Raw genomic sequence first — 18,553 nt, 5'->3', positions numbered from 1 at the left:
GTTACAGCGCGCCCTTCGTGGAGGGGAGGATTCCGGCGGCGCGCGGGTCGCGCTCGGAGGCGTAGCGGAGCGCGCGGGCGAGTGCCTTGAACTGGCACTCCACGATGTGGTGCGCGTTGCGTCCGTAGGGGACGTGGATGTGGAGGGCGATCTGCGCCTGGGCGACGAAGGACTCGAAGATGTGCCGGGTCATCGTCGTGTCGTAGGAGCCGATCATCGGCGCCATGTTCTCGGGCTCGGTGTGCACGAGGTACGGGCGGCCGGAGAGGTCCACGGTGACCTGGGCGAGCGACTCGTCCAGCGGGACGGTGCAGTTGCCGAAGCGGTAGATGCCGACCTTGTCGCCGAGGGCCTGCTTGAAGGCGGCGCCGAGGGCGAGGGCGGTGTCCTCGATGGTGTGGTGCGAGTCGATGTGGAGGTCGCCGTCGGTCTTCACGGTCAGGTCGAACAGACCGTGGCGGCCGAGCTGGTCCAGCATGTGGTCGTAGAAGCCGACCCCGGTCGACACGTCGACCTTGCCGGTGCCGTCGAGGTCGATCTCGACGACGACGGACGTCTCCTTGGTGGTGCGCTCAACGCGGCCTACGCGGCTCATCGCTTCTGCTCCTTCATCAGTTCACGGACCGCGTGGAGGAACGCGTCGTTCTCTTCGGGGGTGCCGGCGGTGACCCGCAGCCATCCCGGTACGCCGTTGTCCCGGACCAGGACGCCCCGGTCGAGGATCCGCTGCCACGCCTCGTGGGAGTCGGCGAACCTGCCGAACTGCACGAAGTTGGCGTCGGAGGGGGTGACCTCGTAGCCGATGGCCAGCAGTTCGGCGACGAGGCGGTCGCGCTCGGCCTTGAGCTGCTCGACGTACCCGAGGAGGGTGTCGGTGTGCTCCAGGGCGGCGAGCGCGGTGGCCTGGGTGACGGCGGAGAGGTGGTACGGCAGCCGGACCAGCTGGACGGCGTCGACGACGGCCGGGTGGGCGGCGAGGTAGCCGAGGCGGAGTCCGGCGGCGCCGAAGGCCTTGGACATGGTCCGGGAGACCACCAGGTTCGGCCGGCCCTCCAGGAGGGACAGCAGGGAGGCGCGGTGGCTGAACTCCACGTACGCCTCGTCGACGACCACCAGGGAGGGCTTGGCCGCCTGGGCCGCCTCGTACAGGGCGAGGACGGTCTCGGCCTCGACGGCGGTGCCGGTGGGGTTGTTCGGCGAGGTGACGAAGACGACCTCCGGCGCGTTCTCGGCGATGGCCGCGACCGCCGCCTCCACGTCGATGGTGAAGTCCTCGTTGCGCGGGCCGGAGATCCAGCCGGTGCCGGTGCCGCGGGCGATCAGGGCGTGCATCGAGTACGAGGGCTCGAAGCCGATCGCGGTACGGCCCGGGCCGCCGAAGGTCTGCAGCAGCTGCTGGAGGACCTCGTTGGAGCCGTTGGCCGCCCAGACGTTCTCGACGCCGACGCGGTGGCCGCCGGTCCGGGTGAGGTAGGCGGCGAGCTCGGTGCGGAGCTCGACCGCGTCCCGGTCGGGGTAGCGGTTGAGGCCGCGGGCGGCCTCGGCGACCCGCTCCGCGATCCGGGCGACGAGCGCCTCGGGCAGCGGGTAGGGGTTCTCGTTGGTGTTGAGCTGGACGGGGACGTCGAGCTGGGGCGCGCCGTAGGGGGACTTGCCGCGGAGCTCGTCGCGGATGGGGAGTTCGTCCCAGGGGGAGCGGTCACTGTTCCCGATCTCGGTCACTGGTTTCCCGGCACCTTCCATCCGAACCGGGCCTTGATCGCCGCGCCGTGGGCCGGCAGGTCCTCGGCCTCGGCGAGGGTGACGACGTGGTGGGCGACGTCCGCGAGCGCGTCGCGCGTGTAGTCCACGATGTGGACACCACGCAGGAAGGACTGCACGGAGAGACCCGAGGAGTGGCAGGCGCAGCCGCCGGTGGGCAGGACGTGGTTGGAGCCGGCGCAGTAGTCGCCGAGGGAGACCGGCGACCAGGGGCCGACGAAGATCGCGCCGGCGTTGCGGACGCGGTCGGCGACGGCGGCGGCGTCGGCGGTCTGGATCTCCAGGTGCTCGGCGCCGTACGCGTCGACGACCTTGAGGCCGTCGGCCAGGTCGTTGACCAGGACGATCGCGGACTGGCGGCCGGCGAGGGCCGGGACGATCCGGTCGTCGACGTGCTTGGAGGCGGCGACCTGGGTCTTCAGCTCGGCCTCGGTGGCGGCGGCGAGCTCCTCGGAGTCGGTGACGAGGACCGAGGCGGCCATCGGGTCGTGCTCGGCCTGGCTGATGAGGTCGGCGGCGACGTGCAGGGGGTCGGCCGTGGAGTCCGCGAGGATCGCGATCTCCGTCGGGCCGGCCTCGGCGTCGATGCCGATGCGGCCCTTGAGGAGGCGCTTGGCGGCGGCCACGTAGATGTTGCCGGGGCCGGTGACCAGGTTGACGGGGGCGCAGCCTTCGGGGCCTTCCGTCCCGTACGCGAACATGGCGACGGCCTGGGCGCCGCCGGCCGCGTACACCTCGTCGACGCCGAGGAGGGCGCAGGCGGCGAGGATCGTCGGGTGCGGGAGGCCCCCGAAGTCCTTCTGCGGGGGCGAGGCGACGGCCACGCCCTCGACGCCGGCCTCCTGGGCCGGGACGACGTTCATGACGACGGAGGACGGGTAGACCGAACGGCCGCCCGGCACGTACAGACCGACGCGGTCGACCGGGATCCACTTCTCGGTGACCGTGCCGCCGGGGACGACCTGGGTGGTGTGGGTGGTGCGGCGCTGCTCGCGGTGGACGAGGCGGGCGCGGCGGATGGACTCCTCGAGGGCGGCGCGGACGGCCGGGTCGAGCTCGTCGAGGGCCCGGGTGATCGCTTCGGCGGGGACGCGGAGGTTCTCGACGCGGACGCCGTCGAATTTCTCCCCGTACTCGATCACCGCGGCTGCGCCATGATGCCGTACGCCCTCGCAGATCGGCCGCACCTTCTCCAGGGCGGCTTCCACGTCGAACTCGGCACGGGGCAGCAGGTCGCGCAGAGCGGAACCCTCGGGGAGGGTCTCGCCGCGCAGATCGATTCGAGAGATCACGGGTCAATTCTCGCAGACGGCTCCGCGGCCCCGGTTTCCGTATCACTGGCTGATACACGCCTCAGTGGCGTCTGGACGCCACACCTGACCGTTAGCGTTCAGCCCGTCACAGGGCGGGAAGAACGGCTGTACGAATCGACGAGGCCCGGGCAGCGGGCTCGTGGGAGCGGACGGCCGAACACGGGGAAGCGAGGGGGGCGGCAGGTGACCGAGCCGCGCGAGGACGGCGTGCCGGAGGGGCTCACGGGACCGGAGCAGGCGGTGTGGCAGGCGTTCCGGGTCGGCAGGACCTGCGACCTGACGGAGGGGGACGAGGAACGGGACGATCCGTTCGGCTCCCAGGACTGGGGGCCCGAGCGGTCCGTGCGGGCCGACGTCGTGGCCCTGCTGCTGCTCGACGGGCCGCCGGCCAGGGCGGGGCGGGTCGCGGCGCTGAAGCTGCGCGGGGTGCGGATCACGGGCGTGCTCAACCTGGCGGGCGGGACGATAGGACCGTACGTGGAACTGCACGGCTGCCGGTTCGACGGCGAGGTGGTGCTCCCCGAGGCCCACTTCGCCACCCTGCGGATGGTCGCCTGCGCGATGCCCCGGCTGGAGGCGGCCCGGCTGCACACGACGGGCGACCTGCACCTGCCGCGCTGCCGGGTCGGGCGCGGGATCCGGCTGACCGACGCCCAGATCGGCACGGACCTGCTGATCAACCAGATCCGGGTGTGGCCCGACGGGCGCGGACGGGCGATCACCGCCGACGGGATGATGGTGGCCCAGGACCTCCAGGCCGAGCTGATCGAGACGCACGGGGAGCTGAGCCTGCGCGGCGCGAAGGTCGGCGTCTCGCTCAGCCTGCGGGGCAGCGTGCTGCGCGGGGCGCAGCAGCGCCGCGCGCTCAACGCGCCGCAGCTGACGGTGGAGCGCTCGCTCCACCTGAACGCGGCGTGGGTGTACGAGGACACGGGGAACAGCCGGGGCACCCCGCCCTACGGGGTGACGCCCGCCCGGGGCGCCCGGCGCAAGCCCGTCGAGTGCCACGGCGGGGTCCGGCTCGACGACGGCCGGTTCGGCGACGCGGTGGACCTGCACGACGCGCGCTTCCTCCTGGACGGGTCGCGCCGTGAGGAGGTGTCGCTGCGCCGGATCGTCACCCCGGAGCTGCGGTTCAACGGGGAGCGGCCGGCGGAGGGGCGGGTGGTGCTCAACGGGGCCAGGATCGTCACCCTGATCGACCTGTGGTCGAGCTGGCCGGGCCCGGGCGGTCTGGCGATGGGCGGGTTCGTCTACGAGAACCTCGTGCCGTACGGGCATTTCCCGCTGGCCCGGCGCCTGGAGTGGGTCGCGGCGGCGACCCCGGAGTACGCCCCGGAGCCGTACGAACGCCTGGCGACGGTCCTGCGGAACAGCGGGGAGGACGCGGACGCGCGCGAGGTGCTGCTCGCCAAGCAGCGGCGCCGGCGGGAGACGCTGCCGCTGGCGGGGAAGCTGTGGGGCTTCGTGCAGGACTGGACGGTGGCGTACGGCTACCGTCCGGGCCGGGCCGCGCTGTGGATGGCGGTGCTCTGGGCGGCGGGCACGCTCGCCTTCACCCACTACCGGCCGGTCCCCCTCAAGGCCGACGAGGCGCCCGAGTGGAGCGGCACGCTGTACGCGCTGGACCTGCTGCTTCCGGTGATCAACCTCGGCCAGGACGGCTACTGGCGGCTCGAGGGGATGTGGCAGTGGGCCGCGGCGGCGCTGATACTCCTCGGCTGGATCCTGGCCACGACGGTCGCGGCGGGCGCGACCCGGCTGCTGCGGCGGGGATGAGGGGAACGCCCGCCGGGCCGGGGCCCGAGGCGGGGCCTGTCGCGAGGGCCGGGTCCTGGGACCGCGGGTGCGGGGACCGGGTGAGACGGCGGTGAAGGCGTTGTGCGCCCGACATGCGCGATCACGTCCCGATGGGAAAATACATCGCACCATGTCCTTGCTCCGCGCCCTGATCGGCGCCGTCCGCTCGGCCCGGGACACCCCGCGGGAAACCGCCGGTCTCGTGCCGGCCGACGACGTGCTGCTCGACGCCCCGGACGAGCGGCTCGCGCCCGCTCTCGTGGCCGCCGCCCTGGCCGATCCGGAGCCCGCGGCGAAGCTGCTCGCCACGGTCCGGGACGCGGGCGAGTGGGAGGACCGCGACCGGTACGTCACCCGGCTGGCCGCCTTCGCGTACCACCGGAGCGACTGGCTGCTGCACTGGCTGGCCGCCGCGCCCCGGGACCCGGACGCCCTGCTCGTCTCGGCGCAGCTCTCGGTGCGCCGGGCCTGGGAGTCCCCCGCCCGGGCCGAGCGGCTGCGGGAGCTCGACCCGGTGATCGGGCTGGTCACCGAGAGCGCCCCGCACGACCCGGTGCCGTGGCGGCTCGCCCTCGACCACGCGCGCGGGGCGCACGCCGGGCACGCGGTCTTCGAGTCGCTGTGGGAACAGGCCGTGCGCCGCTCCCCCCACCACTACGGCAGCCACGTCGCCGCCCTCAAGTACCTCTCCGCCCAGTGGTACGGCTCGCACCGGGCCGCGTTCGACTTCGCCGAGCAGGCCGCCGACGACGCCGCCCCCGACTCCCTGGTCAGGGCGCTGCCGGTCCGCGCGGCCTACGACCGGCTCCGGGCGCTGCCCCGGCCGGACCGTTCACCGGCCGCGACCCGGCTCGACCGGGCCGCCGACCGGGCGCTCGCCCTCTCGGCCGCCTTCCCGCCGGGCGACCCCTGGCCGGCGGAGGTCCGCAACCTCCTCGCGTACGTGCTGGTCGAGCGGGAGCGGTGGGACGAGGCGCTCGACGAGTTCCGCCGGATCGGCGCCCACGCGACCTCCTTCCCGTGGGGTGCTCCGCACGGCGGCGCACAGGAGGACGCCCTGCTCCGTTTCCTGGCCGTGCGGGAGCGCGTACGGGCCGAGGCGGCGGGCCGGGCGCCGCTGTGGCGACCGGGAAGCGGACGGCCCGGACGAGGCGGGCGCGGCGGCCATTAGGCTTGGCCGCTGTGACCACCGCTCGCCTGCCTCTGTTCCCGCTCAACGCGGTGCTTTTTCCGGGCCTCGTGCTGCCTCTGAACGTCTTCGAGGAGCGTTATCGCGCCATGATGCGCGAGCTGCTCACGATCGACGAGGCGGAACCGCGCCGCTTCGCCGTCGTCGCGATCCGCGACGGCCGTGAGGTGGCGCCGACCGCGTCCGGCATGCCGGACCAGACGGCGCTGCCGGAGAAGGGCCCGGCCGCCGGCTTCGGCACCGACCTCCTCCAGGCCTTCCACCGGATGGGCTGCATCGCCGACGCGGCGAGCATCCGGGAGCGCGCCGACGGCACCTTCGAGGTGATGACGACCGGGACGACCCGGGTGAAGCTCCTCTCCGTCGACGCGAGCGGCCCGTTCCTGGTCGCCGAGGTCGAGGAGGTCCCGGAGGAGCCCGGCGACGACGCGGGCACCCTCGCCGAGGGCGTGCTGCGGGCCTTCAGGAACTACCAGAAGCGGCTGGCCGGGGCCCGGGAGCGGTCGCTGACGACGAGCGAGCTGCCGGACGACCCGTCGGTGGTGTCGTACCTCGTCGCGGCGGCGACGGTGCTCGACATCCCGACGAAGCAGCGGCTGCTCCAGGCGCCCGACACGGCGACCCGGCTCCGCGAGGAGCTGGCGCTGCTGCGGGCGGAGACGGCGGTCCTCCGCCATCTGCCCTCGCTGCCGCTGACGGACCTGACGCAGGGTCCGACGCACCCCAACTGAGAGCCCCCGGGCACGGCGACACGGAGAGCGAAGAGCGCGTGGCGAAGAAGCAGCAGAAGAAGAACGCCGGGGGCACCCCCGCGACCGTCGCGCTGACCGCGGCCGGGACCCCGTACACCGTGCACGCGTACGAGCACGACCCCGCCTCCCCCTCGTACGGCGAGGAGGCGGCGGAGGCGCTGGGCGTCTCCCCCGACCGGGTCTTCAAGACGCTCGTCGCGGACGTCGACGGGGAGCTGACGGTCGCGGTGGTCCCGGTCGCGGGCCAGCTGGACCTGAAGGCGCTGGCCTCGGCGGTCGGCGGGAAGCGCGCGGCGATGGCGGACCCGGCGGCGGCGGAGCGGACCACGGGGTACGTGCGGGGCGGCATCTCGCCGCTCGGCCAGCGCAAGCGGCTGCGTACGGTCCTCGACTCCTCGGCCTCGGGCCACGCGACGATCTGCGTCTCGGCCGGCCGCCGTGGCCTCGAGGTCGAGCTCTCCCCCGCCGACCTGGCGGCGCTCACCTCCGCGGTGGTCGCGCCGATCGGCCGGGGCTGAGGCGTCCCGGGACCCTCAGAGGGTCTTCTGCGAGGCCCCCGTCGGTGCCGCCTGCTGGGGCTGCGGCGCGGGCTGCGGCCGGGGGCCCCAGTGCTCGGGCTCCGGGTCGCGGGGGCCGAAGAGGGCCGTGAGCGTCAGGTGGACGATCATCGCGGCGAGCGGCCAGGCCAGCATCGCGGCGGCCGCCATGTTCAGTTCGAGGGGCGCCTCGAAGACGACCTGGGGGCCGACGGCCTTCGCGTGCGCGACGACGTCATTCGTGGGGCCGAACCAGGTGCCGACGCCCCAGGCGAGCAGCGAGCCGAGGACGCCGCCGAGGGCCAGGCCGAGCACCAGCGGGACCCCGCCCTTGCGGCGCGCCAGGAAGACGACGAGCGCGGCGACGGCGCCGAAGGCCAGGGCGAGGAGGACGAACGTACCGTCCGCGCCGATCGCCGACTCGCCCTCGGAGTCGCGGAGGTAGACGCCCTTGCCGTCCGAGATCAGCTGGACGCGCGGCGCCAGCCACAGCCACAGTCCGCCGAGCAGCACGCCCGTGACCGCGGAGACCAGGGTCACGACGATGCCCTGCACGACCTCGGCCGAGGTGATCGGGTCCCCGACGGGGTCCGTTCCGGGCGGGGGCGGCGGCCAGGCGGGGTCGTGCGGCTGCGGCTGGTGAGGCGGAGTCAGGGGTGCGGTCACCCCGCCATCGTGCCAGGTGTCCCTATGAACCGCCTCAGCGGACGGCGGCCCGGCGGTAGGCCCAGGTGGCGGCGGCCAGGGAGATCACGCCGACCGCCGCGCAGACGGCGAGGTCGAGGCCGACGGCCGCCCAGTCGGGGCGGGGCTCGAAGGTACGGGCCAGGGCCTCGACGCCGTACGTCGAGGGCAGCAGGTCCCGTGCCCAGTCGATGGGCGCGGGGAGCCGCTCGGCGGGGAGGACGCCGAGGAGCAGCGCCGCCGACATGCCGAGCTGGCCGAGGAGGGTGGCCAGTTCCTGGCGGGGAGCGAGGAGGCCGAGGGCGGCGCCGAGTCCGGCCAGCGCGGCCCCGGCGAGCGGGACGACGGCGCCGAGGATCCACAGCTGGCCGAGCGGGAGGCCGAAGAGGACGGAGCCGAAGACCGCGGTGACGACGGTCCCGGGGACGGTGAAGGAGGCGTACGCGCCGGCGGCGCCGAGCACGACGGCGGCGGGCGGCACGGGCAGGGTGGCGTAGTGGTCGAGGCCGCCACTGGCCCGCAGCTGCCCGAAGTACTGGGCGAGCAGGTTGAGCGCGACGAAGGCGACGACGAGGACGGTCGACCCGGCGACGACGGCCCGCGCCTCGGAGCCCCCGTCGACGACCCCGCGCATCAGGACCATGATCCCGACGGACTGGAAGGTGGCGACGAAGAGCAGCGGGATGCGGGCCACGCGGGCGCGCGAGAGCTGTGCGCGGTAGACGGCGGCGAGGGAGGGCAGCAGCCGGGCGCGGGGGGCGAGGGGCGAGGCCTCGACCGGGGAGGCGGCGGGGAGCGCGCCGGTCGGCAGGACCTCGGCGGGCAGGGTGCTCACTGCGGACAGCTCCTGAAGGTCACGTGCGGCAGGTGGGGGGCCACGTGGGGTGCTCGTACGGGAGAGGGTGTGCCGGTCGGGCGCGGCGGGGTCACGCCTTCACCAGTCCCTCGGTCGCCCCGCCGAGCGCGAGGTAGACGTCCTCCAGGCTGGGCGTGGCGAGGGTGAAGTCGTCGAGCGCGGCGAAGGCGGCGCCGCCGGTGACGGTGGCGACGGCGGCCCGGGCCTCGTCGGGGGCGAGCCGGAGCGTCCAGCGCCGTCCGGTCTCCTGGGCCTGTCCGCGCAGGGCGCCGACCTCGGGCAGGTGGACGGGGGCGGCCTCGCGCCAGACGAGCTCGACGCGGACCTCTCCGGCGACGCGTTCCTTGAGTCCGGCGGGGGTGTCGCAGGCGATGACCCGGCCGCGGTCGATGACGGCGACGCGGTCGAGGACGGTCTCGGCCTCGATGACGTTGTGGGTGACGAGCAGGACGGTGGTGCCGTGCTCGGCGCGCCGCCGGTCGACGGCGGCCCAGACGGCCCGGCGGGCGACCGGGTCCATGCCGGTGGTGGGCTCGTCGAGGACGAGGAAGGGCCGCTCGCCGACGAGCGCGGCGGCGAGGCAGGCGAGGCGGCGCTGTCCGCCGGAGAGCTTCTTGAGGGGCCGGTCGGCGATCGGGGTGAGGCCGAGCTCCGCCAGGACGGCGTCGCGCGCGGCACGCGCCTCCCGGGCGCCGAGGCCGCGCAGCCGGCCGGTGGTCTCGGCGGCGAGGGAGACGGTGAGCTCGTCGAGGGCGGTGGACTCCTGGCCGAGGTAGGCGAGGAGCCGCGCCGCCCGCTCGGGGTGGCGCACGAGGTCGTGGCCGAGGAGCTCGACGGTGCCGGAGTCGGGGCGCAGGAGGCCGGTGAGCTGGCGCACGAGCGTGGACTTGCCGGCCCCGTTGGGTCCGAGCAGCCCGAAGATCTCGCCGCCGCGCACGTCGAGGCTGATCCCGTCGGTGGCGCGCACCTCGGGCGTCGCGGGCGCGCCGCGCCTGCCCCGCGTGGCGGGGTACGTCTTGACCAGGTCCCGCACCACGCACACCGTACTCACGGGGGAAGAGCCTACGGGGTCGCCGGTCCGGGCCCGGGCGCGGGGGCGTGTTCGGCGGCGGCCCGGACGTCGATCTCGCGCCAGAACCCGGCCCGGATCGCGTACCGGTCGTGCTCGTCGATCTGGTCGTCCTTGTGGGCGAGGAGGCCGAACCGTGCCGCGTACCGGAGGAGTTCCCCGTCGATGCGGTGCGGGATGCGCGGGTAGAGGGTGGAGAGCTTCTGGACGTGGCTCTGTTCGGGGAGGCGTTCCATCCAGCGGCGGGCGAAGACCTGGCCGACCTCGAAGGGGTCGCCGCCGACGGTGGTGATGTCCTCCTCGCGGTCGGCCCAGCGCTGCTCGGCGGAGGTGAGCAGGGCGAGGGTGGGCAGGGAGGCGGTCTCGGGCGGTTCGCCGAGCGCGGTGGCGGGGCGGTCGACCCAGCCCCGGTCGGAGGACCAGCGCAGTGCGCTCGCGCCCTGCGGGACGGGGGCGAGCGGTCCGGCGGGGGCGCCGGGGCCGCGGAGTCCCGCGGCGAGGTCCTTGGGGGTGGGGACGCCCTTGGCGGCGGGAGCGGGTTCCTCGTGGGCGCCGCCGTCCGGGTGGCCGTTCGGGTGGCCGTCGGCGTGGCCGTCCGGGTGGCCGTCGGCGTGTGCGCCGACGCCGTTCACGTGGCCGTTGAGCCGGCCGTCCGGGCGTCCGTTGGCCTGGCCGTTCAGCCGGCCGTTGACCAGGGCTCCGGGGTGTACGCCGAGGACCGGCGCCTCCGAGGGGTCCGCTCCCCCGTTCCGTACGGCGGCGGCCGCGGCCTCGGCGGCCCGTTCGGCGGAGGCGGCGAGGGCGGCCTCGGGCAGCGGCGCGGAGAGGATGGCGGCGATCTCGGGGCGCGGGGCGGGCGGGGGCGTACAGAGGCCGGTGAGGTCGCGGGCGCGGACGGCCCGGGTGATCCAGGTCCGGTCGAGGACGCGCCGCTCGTCGGCCTCGGCCACGAGGTCCTCGGACTGGTTGTAGTCGCCGTCGGCGGCCTGCACGGCCCACAGGTGGACGGCGACGCCGTGCTCCTTGGCGGACATGAGGCCGGGCAGGAGGTCGCCGTCGCCGGTGACGAGCACGATGTCGGAACAGGCCCGGTTCCGGGCGAGCTCGGTCAGCTCGGTGTGCATGGCCGCGTCGACGCCCTTCTGCGCCCAGCGCCCGTCGCTCCTGGTCAGGGCGCCGAGCCGGACGGTGACCCGGGGCATCACGCGGAGCCGCCGGTGCTCGGGCTGGGGCACCCGGTCGGGTGCCCCGTCGAACCAGTAGATCCGCAGCAGCGGCAGCCCGGTCTCGATCTCGGCGCGTTCGCGCAGCTGCTGGATGAGCGCGGCGTGGTCGACGGCGATCCGGGAGCGGGCCGGTTCCCCGGCGAGGAGACTGGCGGCGGCGCCCAGCAGGTAGCCGGCGTCCACCAGGACGACGCAGCGGTCCACGTGTTCCACCCTCTTTCGGGCCTCGGGTGCGCAAGGGTGCTTCGGGTTTCCTTCGAGTCTGCCCGAGAGACAGGTGCTTGACGTCCGGAACTGGATCATCGGCGTGGCGAGTATCACGTCCGCCCGACGCGTACGGTCCGTAATGATCCAAAATGCGACGCTTCGTCCGGTATGTGAGTCTGACAGCGGCCCTGACCCCTAGGTCCCTCCGAGGAGGCATCCCCATGGCCAAGAACCGCAACCAGAACCGCAGTCAGAAGCAGTCCCCGGCCGAGCGCGGCGCCCAGCAGGCCCAGCAGTCCGCGTTCGAGTCGCAGGCCGAGCAGCGCGCCACCCAGGTCACTCCGGGTGACATGGCGCGGAAGGGCCGTCAGAAGCGCTTCGGCCACAACTGACGGCCGGCGGCGCGGGGCCGGACAGGCCCTGGCCCGCCCACGGCAAAGGGGCGCGCCCGTGACGACGGGCGCGCCCCTTGCGCGCACGGAATCCCCGGTGGCCGTCAGCCGGCCAGGCAGGACGGGCCGAGCAGCACCTTCAGGTCGCCGAAGAGCGCCGGGTCGGCCGTGACCCGGTGCCGGTCGAGCCGGAGGACGGTCGTGGTCCGGGGGCCCTGGAGCTTGATCCGCACCTCGGTGTTGCCCTTGTGGTGCTTGAGGATCTCGCCGAGCCTGCTGACCATCGGCGGGGTCACCTTCACCGTCGGGATGGTGAGGATCACCGGCGCGTTCGTCCCCGCGTTCGACAGGTCCGGGACCATCAGCTCCATGGCGACGAGCCGGGGCACGTCCTCGCGCTTGTCGAGGCGGCCCTTCACGAAGACGACCGTGTCCTCGACCAGCTGGGTGGAGACCAGCTGGTAGGTGGCGGGGAAGAACATGCACTCGATGGAGCCGGCGAGGTCCTCGACGGTGGCGATGGCCCAGGCGTTGCCCTGCTTGGTCATCTTGCGCTGGAGGCCCGAGATGATGCCGCCGATGGTGACGACCGCGCCGTCCCCGTGCTCGCCGCCGGTGAGCTGGGAGATCGCCGCGTCCGTCTTGTCGGACAGGACGTGCTCGATGCCGAAGAGCGGGTGGTCGGAGACGTACAGGCCGAGCATCTCGCGCTCCTGGGCGAGCAGGTAGGACTTCTCCCACTCGACGTCGGAGAACTCGACGTCGAGGCCGAAGCCCGGCTCGTCGCTCGACTCGTCACCCATCCCGCCGAAGAGGTCGAACTGTCCCTCGGCCTCCTTGCGCTTGACCGCCACCACGTTGTCGATCATGGGTTCGTGATGGGCGACCAGGCCCTTGCGGGTGTGGCCCATCTCGTCGAAGGCGCCGGCCTTGATCAGCGACTCGATGGTCCGCTTGTTGCAGACGACGGCCTCGACCTTGTCGAGGAAGTCCGGGAAGGAGGAGTACTTCCCCTTCGCCTTGCGCGACTTGATGATCGACTCGACGACGTTGGTGCCGACGTTGCGGACGGCGGAGAGGCCGAAGAGGATCACGTCGTCGCCCTGGGCGGCGAAGTTCGACTCCGACTCGTTCACGTTCGGCGGGAGGACCTTGATGCCCATGCGGCGGCACTCGTTGAGGTAGACCGCGGACTTGTCCTTGTCGTCCTTGACCGAGGTCAGCAGACCGGCCATGTACTCGGCCGGGTAGTTGGCCTTGAGGTAGGCGGTCCAGTAGGAGACCAGGCCGTACGCGGCGGAGTGCGCCTTGTTGAAGGCGTAGCCGGCGAAGGGGACCAGGACGTCCCAGAGGGCCTGGATGGCCTCGTCGCTGAAGTTGTTCTTCCGGGCACCGGCCTGGAAGATCGTGAAGTTCTTCGCCAGCTCGTCGGGCTTCTTCTTGCCCATGACGCGGCGGAGGATGTCGGCCTCGCCGAGCGAGTACCCGGCGATGATCTGGGCGGCCTTCTGCACCTGCTCCTGGTAGACGATCAGGCCGTAGGTGACCGCGAGCACCTCTTCGAGCGGCTTCTCCAGCTCGGGGTGGATCGGGGTGATCTCCTGCTGCTTGTTCTTGCGCAGGGCGTAGTTCGTGTGCGAGTTCATGCCCATCGGGCCCGGGCGGTAGAGCGCGGACACGGCGGAGATGTCTTCGAAGTTGTCGGGCTTCATCAGCCGGAGCAGCGAGCGCATGGGGCCGCCGTCGAACTGGAAGACACCGAGGGTGTCACCGCGCTGGAGCAGTTCGAAGGTCTTCGGGTCGTCCAGCGGGAGGGCGAGGAGGTCGAGGTCGATGCCCTTGTTGGCCTTCACCATCTTGACGGCGTCGTCCATGATCGTGAGGTTCCTGAGGCCCAGGAAGTCCATCTTGATCAGGCCGAGCGACTCGCACTGGGGGTAGTCCCACTGCGTGATGGTCACGCCGTCGGTGTGGCGCACCCAGATGGGGGCGTGGTCGACGATCGGCTCGCTGGACATGATGACGCCGGCGGCGTGCACGCCCATCTGGCGGACCAGGCCCTCGACGCCGCGGGCGGTGTCGATGACCTTCTTCACGTCCGGCTCGTTCTCGTACATCGCCCGGATCTCGCCCGCCTCGCCGTAGCGGGGGTGGGAGGGGTCGGTGATGCCGTTGAGGTCGATGCCCTTGCCGAGGACGTCGGCGGGCATGGCCTTGGTGAGGCGGTCGCCCATGGCGTACGGGTAGCCGAGGACGCGCGCGGAGTCCTTGATGGCGTTCTTCGCCTTGATCTTGCCGTAGGTGCCGATCATGGCGACCTTGTCGGAGCCGTACTTCTCCGTCACGTACCGGATGACCTCGACGCGCCGGCGTTCGTCGAAGTCGATGTCGACGTCGGGCATGGAGATGCGCTCGGGGTTGAGGAAGCGCTCGAAGATCAGACCGTGCGGGATGGGGTCGAGGTCGGTGATGCCCATGGCGTACGCGACGATCGAGCCGGCCGCGGAGCCTCGGCCGGGGCCCACGGCGATGCCCTGTGCCTTCGCCCACATGATGAAGTCGGCGACGACGAGGAAGTAGCCGGGGAAGCCCATCGAGATGATCGTGTCCATCTCGTACTCGACCTGCTTGAGGCGGTCCTCGGGGATGCCGTTCGGGAACCGGCGGTGCATGCCCCGCATGGTCTCCTCGCGGAACCAGGTCGTGTCGGTGTACCCCTCGGGGATGTCGAACTTCGGCATGAGGTCGCGCGGCTCGAACATGCCGGTGGTGTCGATCTGCTCGGCGACGAGCAGCGTGTTGCGGCAGCCCTCCTGCCAGGCGTCCGAGGAGTCCACCGCGTACATCTCGTCGGTGCTCTTCAGGTAGTAGCCGGTGCCGTCGAAGCGGAAGCGGTCCGGGTCGGAGAGGTTCTTGCCGGTCTGGATGCAGAGCAGGGCGTCGTGGGCGCCGGCCTCGTGCGCGTACGTGTAGTGCGAGTCGTTCGTCACCAGCGGCGGGATGCCGAGCTTCTTGCCGATCTCCAGGAGCCCGTCGCGGACCCGGCGCTCGATCTCGATGCCGTGGTCCATCAGCTCCAGGAAGTAGCGGTCCTTGCCGAAGATGTCCTGGTACTCGGAGGCGGCCTTGAGGGCCTCGTCGAACTGGCCGAGGCGCAGCCGGGTCTGGAGCTCGCCGGAGGGGCAGCCGGTGGAGGCGATGAGCCCCTCCGACCACTTCGAGATCGTCTCCTTGTCCATCCGGGGCCACTTCTGCAGCCAGCCCTCGGCGTAGGCGTCGGAGGAGAGGCGGAAGAGGTTGTGGAGTCCGGTGTTGTTCGCCGCCCAGATCGTCTTGTGGGTGTAGCCACCGGAACCGGAGACGTCGTCCCGCTTCTGGTGCGGCTGGCCCCACTGGATCTTCCGCTTGTTCCGCCGGGACTCGGGGGCGACGTACGCCTCGATGCCGATGATCGGCGTCACACCCGCCTTCTTCGCCGTGTGGAAGAAGTCATAGGCCCCGTGCAGGTTGCCGTGGTCGGACATCGCGATATGGGTCATGCCCATCTCGTTGCACGCGTTGAACATGTCCTTGAGCCGCGCGGCACCGTCCAGCAGCGAGTACTGGGTGTGGACGTGGAGGTGCGTGAAGGGCGGCTTGGTCACGGCGGAAGGTCTCCGTAGCGGTCACAGGGGTGGCTGGGGGGACCGTGGAAGTCTACGTCGCACGAGTGACAATCGAGGGGCACTCGGGGAGGGGGTCGCGCGTTGACAGGCGGGGAACACCTGTCCCTATATGTCACGAACGGTCTCTCAGCACGTCCGCCCCTCAGGAGGCACTCGAATGTCGGTCCCGCAGCCCACCGTCGCCGAGCGCGGTGAGCACATCCTCGCCGTCTTCGACACGGCCTTCGGCGAGCTCCTCGCCGCCGACCCCGCGGCCTTCCGCGTCAAGTTCCGGAAGATGGCCGGCTCCGCCTTCGCCTTCTACCGGGGCACGGCCTGCCTCTTCTACGCGGACCTGGAGCGCGAGGTGCGCGGCGGCCCGTACCTGGACGAGCGGACCGGCCGGGTCTGGATCCACGGCGACCTCCACGCCGAGAACTTCGGCACGTACATGGCGTCCAACGGGCGTCTGATCTTCAACGTCAACGACTTCGACGAGGCCTACGTGGGGCCCTTCACCTGGGACCTGAAGCGCTTCGCCGCCTCCCTCGCCCTGATCGGCTACACGAAGGCTCTCTCCGACGAGCAGATCACCTCGCTCGTCCGGATCTACGCCGCCTCCTACCGCGAGCGGATCCACGCCCTCGCGACCGGCGCCAAGGGCGACGAGGTGCCCGCCTTCACCCTGGAGACCACCGAGGGCCCGCTCCTCGACGCGCTGCGCGCCGCCCGCGCGCAGACCCGCTTCGGGCTGCTCGACTCGATGACGGAGATCCGCGACCACGAGCGCCGCTTCACGGCCGGCGGCGGCACGATCGAGCTGGACGCGGCCACCCGCTACAAGGTCCTGGCGGCCTTCGACGGCTACCTGGAGACCCTGCCGGAGTCCAGCCTCGTCCGCCCCGACTCGTACCGGGTCAAGGACGTCGTCGGGCGGCGCGGGATCGGCATCGGCTCTGCCGGCCTCCCCTCGTACAACATCCTGCTCGAGGGCCACAGCGACGCCCTGGAGAACGACGTCGTGATCTACCTCAAGCAGGCGCAGACCCCGGCGGTCTCCCGCCACGTCACGGACCCGGCGGTCCGGGAGTACTTCCGCCACGAGGGCCACCGCACCGTGATCTCCCAGCGGGCGCTGCAGGCCCACGCGGACCCGTGGCTCGGCTGGACGGAGCTGGACGGCTCCGGGCAGCTGGTGGCCGAGGTCTCGCCGTACGCGGTGGACCTGGACTGGTCGGACATCGACGACCTCGACGAGATCGCGGCGACCGTGGCGGACCTGGGCCGGGCGACGGCGACGATGCACGCGGCGGCGGACGAGTCGAGCGGGCAGTCGCTCGTGGAGTTCTCCACCGAGCGGGCCATCGACGCGGCGATCGCGGCCGACGAGGACGGCTTCGCCGGCCTCCTGGTGGACTTCGCGCACGCGTACGGCCACCGGGCGCGGGCCGACCACCAGATCTTCGTGGACCTGTTCCGCAACGGCCGGATCCCGGGACTCTGATTGTCCACAGGTTTCCTTTAAGGGCCGCTTACGCCCTTTCGTGGCACACTCCACGACGATGGAAGAGATGGCGGGGACGCAGCTGAGGGTGCTGCGGGCGGCGTTCTTCACGGCCCTGGTCGTGACGCTGTCCGTCGCGTCCCACGTCCTGCTGTCCGGGGCGCCCCTGCCGGTCGGGACGGTCGTCCCGGTCGCGGCCGGTGTCTTCGCCGTCGCGTACCTGCTGGCCGGGCGCGAGCGGGGCCTCGGCCCGATCGCCGGGCTCCTCGTCCCGCTGGAGCTGGCCGCCGACACGCTCTTCACCAGCGGTCAGGCGGTCTGTTACGGCGCCGCCGGCGGCCCGGTCGCCGGGTCGCTGCGCGCGATGGGCGTGGACGTCCTCTGCGGTGGCGCGATCGGTACGCCCCTGCCGGGGGTGGCCGACCCGGCGAGCGCGCGGGTGACCGCGCTGCTCGACTCCCCCGATCCGTCGGTCCCGTGGCTGCTGCTCCTGGCGCACGTCGGCGTCGGGTTCGGGGCCGCGTGCTGGCTGCGCGGCGGGGAGCGGGCGCTCGCCCGGCTGCTCGGCGCGGTGGAGGCCTTCGCGTTCCGGCCGCTGCTGCTCGTGGCGGCCTTCTTCCGGGGCGTCGGGACGGCGCCCGCCGGCGCCGGACGGGCCGTGGTCCGGCCCCGGATCTCCCGTACGCGCCTTCTCGTGCACTCCGTGGGGCGGCGGGGACCGCCCGCGCAGGGCTTCGCCCTCGCAGCCTGAGCCCGAGCTCCGGGCAGTCCCCCCGTCTTTCCCCCTTCACGGAGTCCACGATCATGAGCGCACGCAACAGCAAGAACAACAAGGCCGCCGCCCGCGAACGACTGCGCGAGGAGCGCGAGCGCCAGGCGAAGAAGGAGCGCGCCCGCCGGCAGCTCGTCGTCGGCGTCTCGGCCGTGGCCGTCCTGGCCGCCGCCGGCGGCATCGGCTACGCGGTCGTCCAGTCGAACAAGCCCACCCAGTGGGAGACGGCGGCGGACGCGAAGAACGTGACCGCCCCGAAGAACACCACGGGCACCGACGGCACCACGGTCGTGATCGGCAAGCCGTCCGCGAAGAAGACCCTGGAGATCTACGAGGACGCGCGCTGCCCCATCTGCGCGACCTTCGAGCAGGGCGTCGGCTCGACGATCGAGAAGGACGTCGAGTCCGGCAAGTACAAGCTGAAGTACGTCGGCGCCACCTTCCTCGACGACAACCTCACGGGAGAGGGCTCGAAGAACGCGCTCTCGGCGCTCGGCGCGGCCCTGAACGTGAGCCCCGAGGCCTTCCTCCAGTACAAGGCCGCGCTCTACTCGGCCGACATCCACCCGGAGGAGACCCAGGACAAGTTCGCCAAGGACTCCTACCTCCTGGACGCGGCGGAGTCGGTCCCGGCGCTCAAGAGCAACGCGGAGTTCAAGAAGAACGTGGAGAACGGCACGTTCGACGCCTGGGCGATGAAGATGTCCAAGGTCTTCGACGCGAGCGGGGTGACCGGCACCCCGACGCTGAAGATGGACGGCGAGAAGGTCACGGTCGAGGGCGGCGACGGCATCCCGATGACGGCCGCGCAGTTCACGACGGCGATCGACAAGGCCCTCAAGGCCTGA

16 protein-coding genes are annotated in these 18,553 nt (G+C 72.4%); 8 read left to right on the top strand and 8 right to left on the bottom strand.

Annotation, left to right across the window (positions count from 1 at the left end; all coding sequences use genetic code 11):
* Position 1: 1 nt before the first annotated feature.
* The 3 genes from hisB to hisD are packed head-to-tail and all read right to left on the bottom strand — an operon-like array spanning position 2 to position 3,053.
* The gene (gene hisB / locus ACFC0Z_RS22815; protein ID WP_030205445.1) at positions 2 to 595 is read right to left on the bottom strand and encodes an imidazoleglycerol-phosphate dehydratase HisB; all 594 of its coding nucleotides are present in this window, start codon (positions 593 to 595) and stop codon (positions 2 to 4) included.
* Positions 592 to 1,743 carry a histidinol-phosphate transaminase gene (locus tag ACFC0Z_RS22810; protein WP_376440875.1) on the bottom strand — a complete coding sequence of 384 codons (1,152 nt, stop codon included), beginning with the start codon at positions 1,741 to 1,743 and terminating at the stop codon, positions 592 to 594. Before ACFC0Z_RS22810 ends, hisB begins: the two co-directional genes overlap by 4 nt.
* Complete coding sequence (gene hisD / locus ACFC0Z_RS22805) at positions 1,719 to 3,053, bottom strand: histidinol dehydrogenase (RefSeq protein WP_376440872.1); 1,335 nt, start codon at positions 3,051 to 3,053, stop codon at positions 1,719 to 1,721. Before hisD ends, ACFC0Z_RS22810 begins: the two co-directional genes overlap by 25 nt.
* Before the next feature lie 204 nt (positions 3,054 to 3,257).
* Between hisD and ACFC0Z_RS22800 the strand changes: the two genes are divergently transcribed.
* From ACFC0Z_RS22800 to ybaK, 4 genes are all read left to right on the top strand, one after another.
* Positions 3,258 to 4,853: an oxidoreductase gene (locus ACFC0Z_RS22800; protein WP_376440870.1), complete on the top strand. Its 1,596-nt coding sequence runs from the start codon at positions 3,258 to 3,260 to the stop codon at positions 4,851 to 4,853.
* A 151-nt stretch (positions 4,854 to 5,004) separates the two neighbouring features.
* Complete coding sequence (locus ACFC0Z_RS22795; RefSeq protein ID WP_376440867.1) at positions 5,005 to 6,045, top strand: hypothetical protein; 1,041 nt, start codon at positions 5,005 to 5,007, stop codon at positions 6,043 to 6,045.
* A gap of 11 nt (positions 6,046 to 6,056) precedes the next feature.
* A complete protein-coding gene (locus ACFC0Z_RS22790; protein ID WP_376440865.1) occupies positions 6,057 to 6,794 on the top strand; it encodes an LON peptidase substrate-binding domain-containing protein in 738 nt (245 codons plus the stop codon).
* Between the two features lie 38 nt (positions 6,795 to 6,832).
* On the top strand, positions 6,833 to 7,333 hold the full coding sequence (gene ybaK / locus ACFC0Z_RS22785; protein WP_376440863.1) for a Cys-tRNA(Pro) deacylase: 501 nt from the start codon (positions 6,833 to 6,835) through the stop codon (positions 7,331 to 7,333).
* Positions 7,334 to 7,348: 15 nt separating this feature from the next.
* Here the strand turns inward: ybaK and ACFC0Z_RS22780 are convergent, their stop codons facing one another.
* The 4 genes from ACFC0Z_RS22780 to ACFC0Z_RS22765 all read right to left on the bottom strand — a co-directional run bounded on the left by ACFC0Z_RS22780 (position 7,349) and on the right by ACFC0Z_RS22765 (position 11,399).
* On the bottom strand, positions 7,349 to 8,017 hold the full coding sequence (locus ACFC0Z_RS22780) for a DUF2567 domain-containing protein (protein WP_376440860.1): 669 nt from the start codon (positions 8,015 to 8,017) through the stop codon (positions 7,349 to 7,351).
* A gap of 34 nt (positions 8,018 to 8,051) precedes the next feature.
* On the bottom strand, positions 8,052 to 8,870 hold the full coding sequence (locus tag ACFC0Z_RS22775; protein WP_376440858.1) for an ABC transporter permease: 819 nt from the start codon (positions 8,868 to 8,870) through the stop codon (positions 8,052 to 8,054).
* A 91-nt stretch (positions 8,871 to 8,961) separates the two neighbouring features.
* Positions 8,962 to 9,933, bottom strand: a complete 972-nt coding sequence (locus ACFC0Z_RS22770; RefSeq protein ID WP_376441306.1) for an ABC transporter ATP-binding protein — start codon at positions 9,931 to 9,933, stop codon at positions 8,962 to 8,964.
* A gap of 20 nt (positions 9,934 to 9,953) precedes the next feature.
* Complete coding sequence (locus tag ACFC0Z_RS22765; RefSeq protein WP_376440855.1) at positions 9,954 to 11,399, bottom strand: NYN domain-containing protein; 1,446 nt, start codon at positions 11,397 to 11,399, stop codon at positions 9,954 to 9,956.
* A 215-nt stretch (positions 11,400 to 11,614) separates the two neighbouring features.
* Here ACFC0Z_RS22765 and ACFC0Z_RS22760 point away from each other — a divergent pair, with 215 nt between their 5' ends.
* Complete coding sequence (locus tag ACFC0Z_RS22760) at positions 11,615 to 11,785, top strand: hypothetical protein (RefSeq protein WP_360801868.1); 171 nt, start codon at positions 11,615 to 11,617, stop codon at positions 11,783 to 11,785.
* 104 nt (positions 11,786 to 11,889) lie between these two features.
* Here the strand turns inward: ACFC0Z_RS22760 and dnaE are convergent, their stop codons facing one another.
* Entirely contained in the window at positions 11,890 to 15,429 is a 3,540-nt protein-coding gene (gene dnaE / locus ACFC0Z_RS22755) for a DNA polymerase III subunit alpha (RefSeq protein ID WP_376440852.1), read from the bottom strand.
* A 178-nt stretch (positions 15,430 to 15,607) separates the two neighbouring features.
* On the opposite strand from dnaE, the gene ACFC0Z_RS22750 reads away from it, so the two are divergent.
* The 3 genes from ACFC0Z_RS22750 to ACFC0Z_RS22740 all read left to right on the top strand — a co-directional run bounded on the left by ACFC0Z_RS22750 (position 15,608) and on the right by ACFC0Z_RS22740 (position 18,553).
* Positions 15,608 to 16,933, top strand: a complete 1,326-nt coding sequence (locus ACFC0Z_RS22750) for a DUF2252 domain-containing protein (RefSeq protein WP_376440850.1) — start codon at positions 15,608 to 15,610, stop codon at positions 16,931 to 16,933.
* A 67-nt stretch (positions 16,934 to 17,000) separates the two neighbouring features.
* Positions 17,001 to 17,684, top strand: coding sequence for a hypothetical protein (locus tag ACFC0Z_RS22745; protein ID WP_376441303.1), 684 nt, complete (start codon positions 17,001 to 17,003; stop codon positions 17,682 to 17,684).
* A gap of 53 nt (positions 17,685 to 17,737) precedes the next feature.
* Positions 17,738 to 18,553, top strand: a complete 816-nt coding sequence (locus ACFC0Z_RS22740) for a thioredoxin domain-containing protein (RefSeq protein ID WP_376440847.1) — start codon at positions 17,738 to 17,740, stop codon at positions 18,551 to 18,553.

The sequence above is a fragment of the Streptomyces sp. NPDC056144 genome, from assembly GCF_042264145.1.
Classification (GTDB): Bacteria; Actinomycetota; Actinomycetes; order Streptomycetales; family Streptomycetaceae; genus Streptomyces.
The sequence above is the reverse complement of the archived record's forward strand: the minus strand, read 5'-3'. Positions and strand labels throughout refer to the sequence as shown.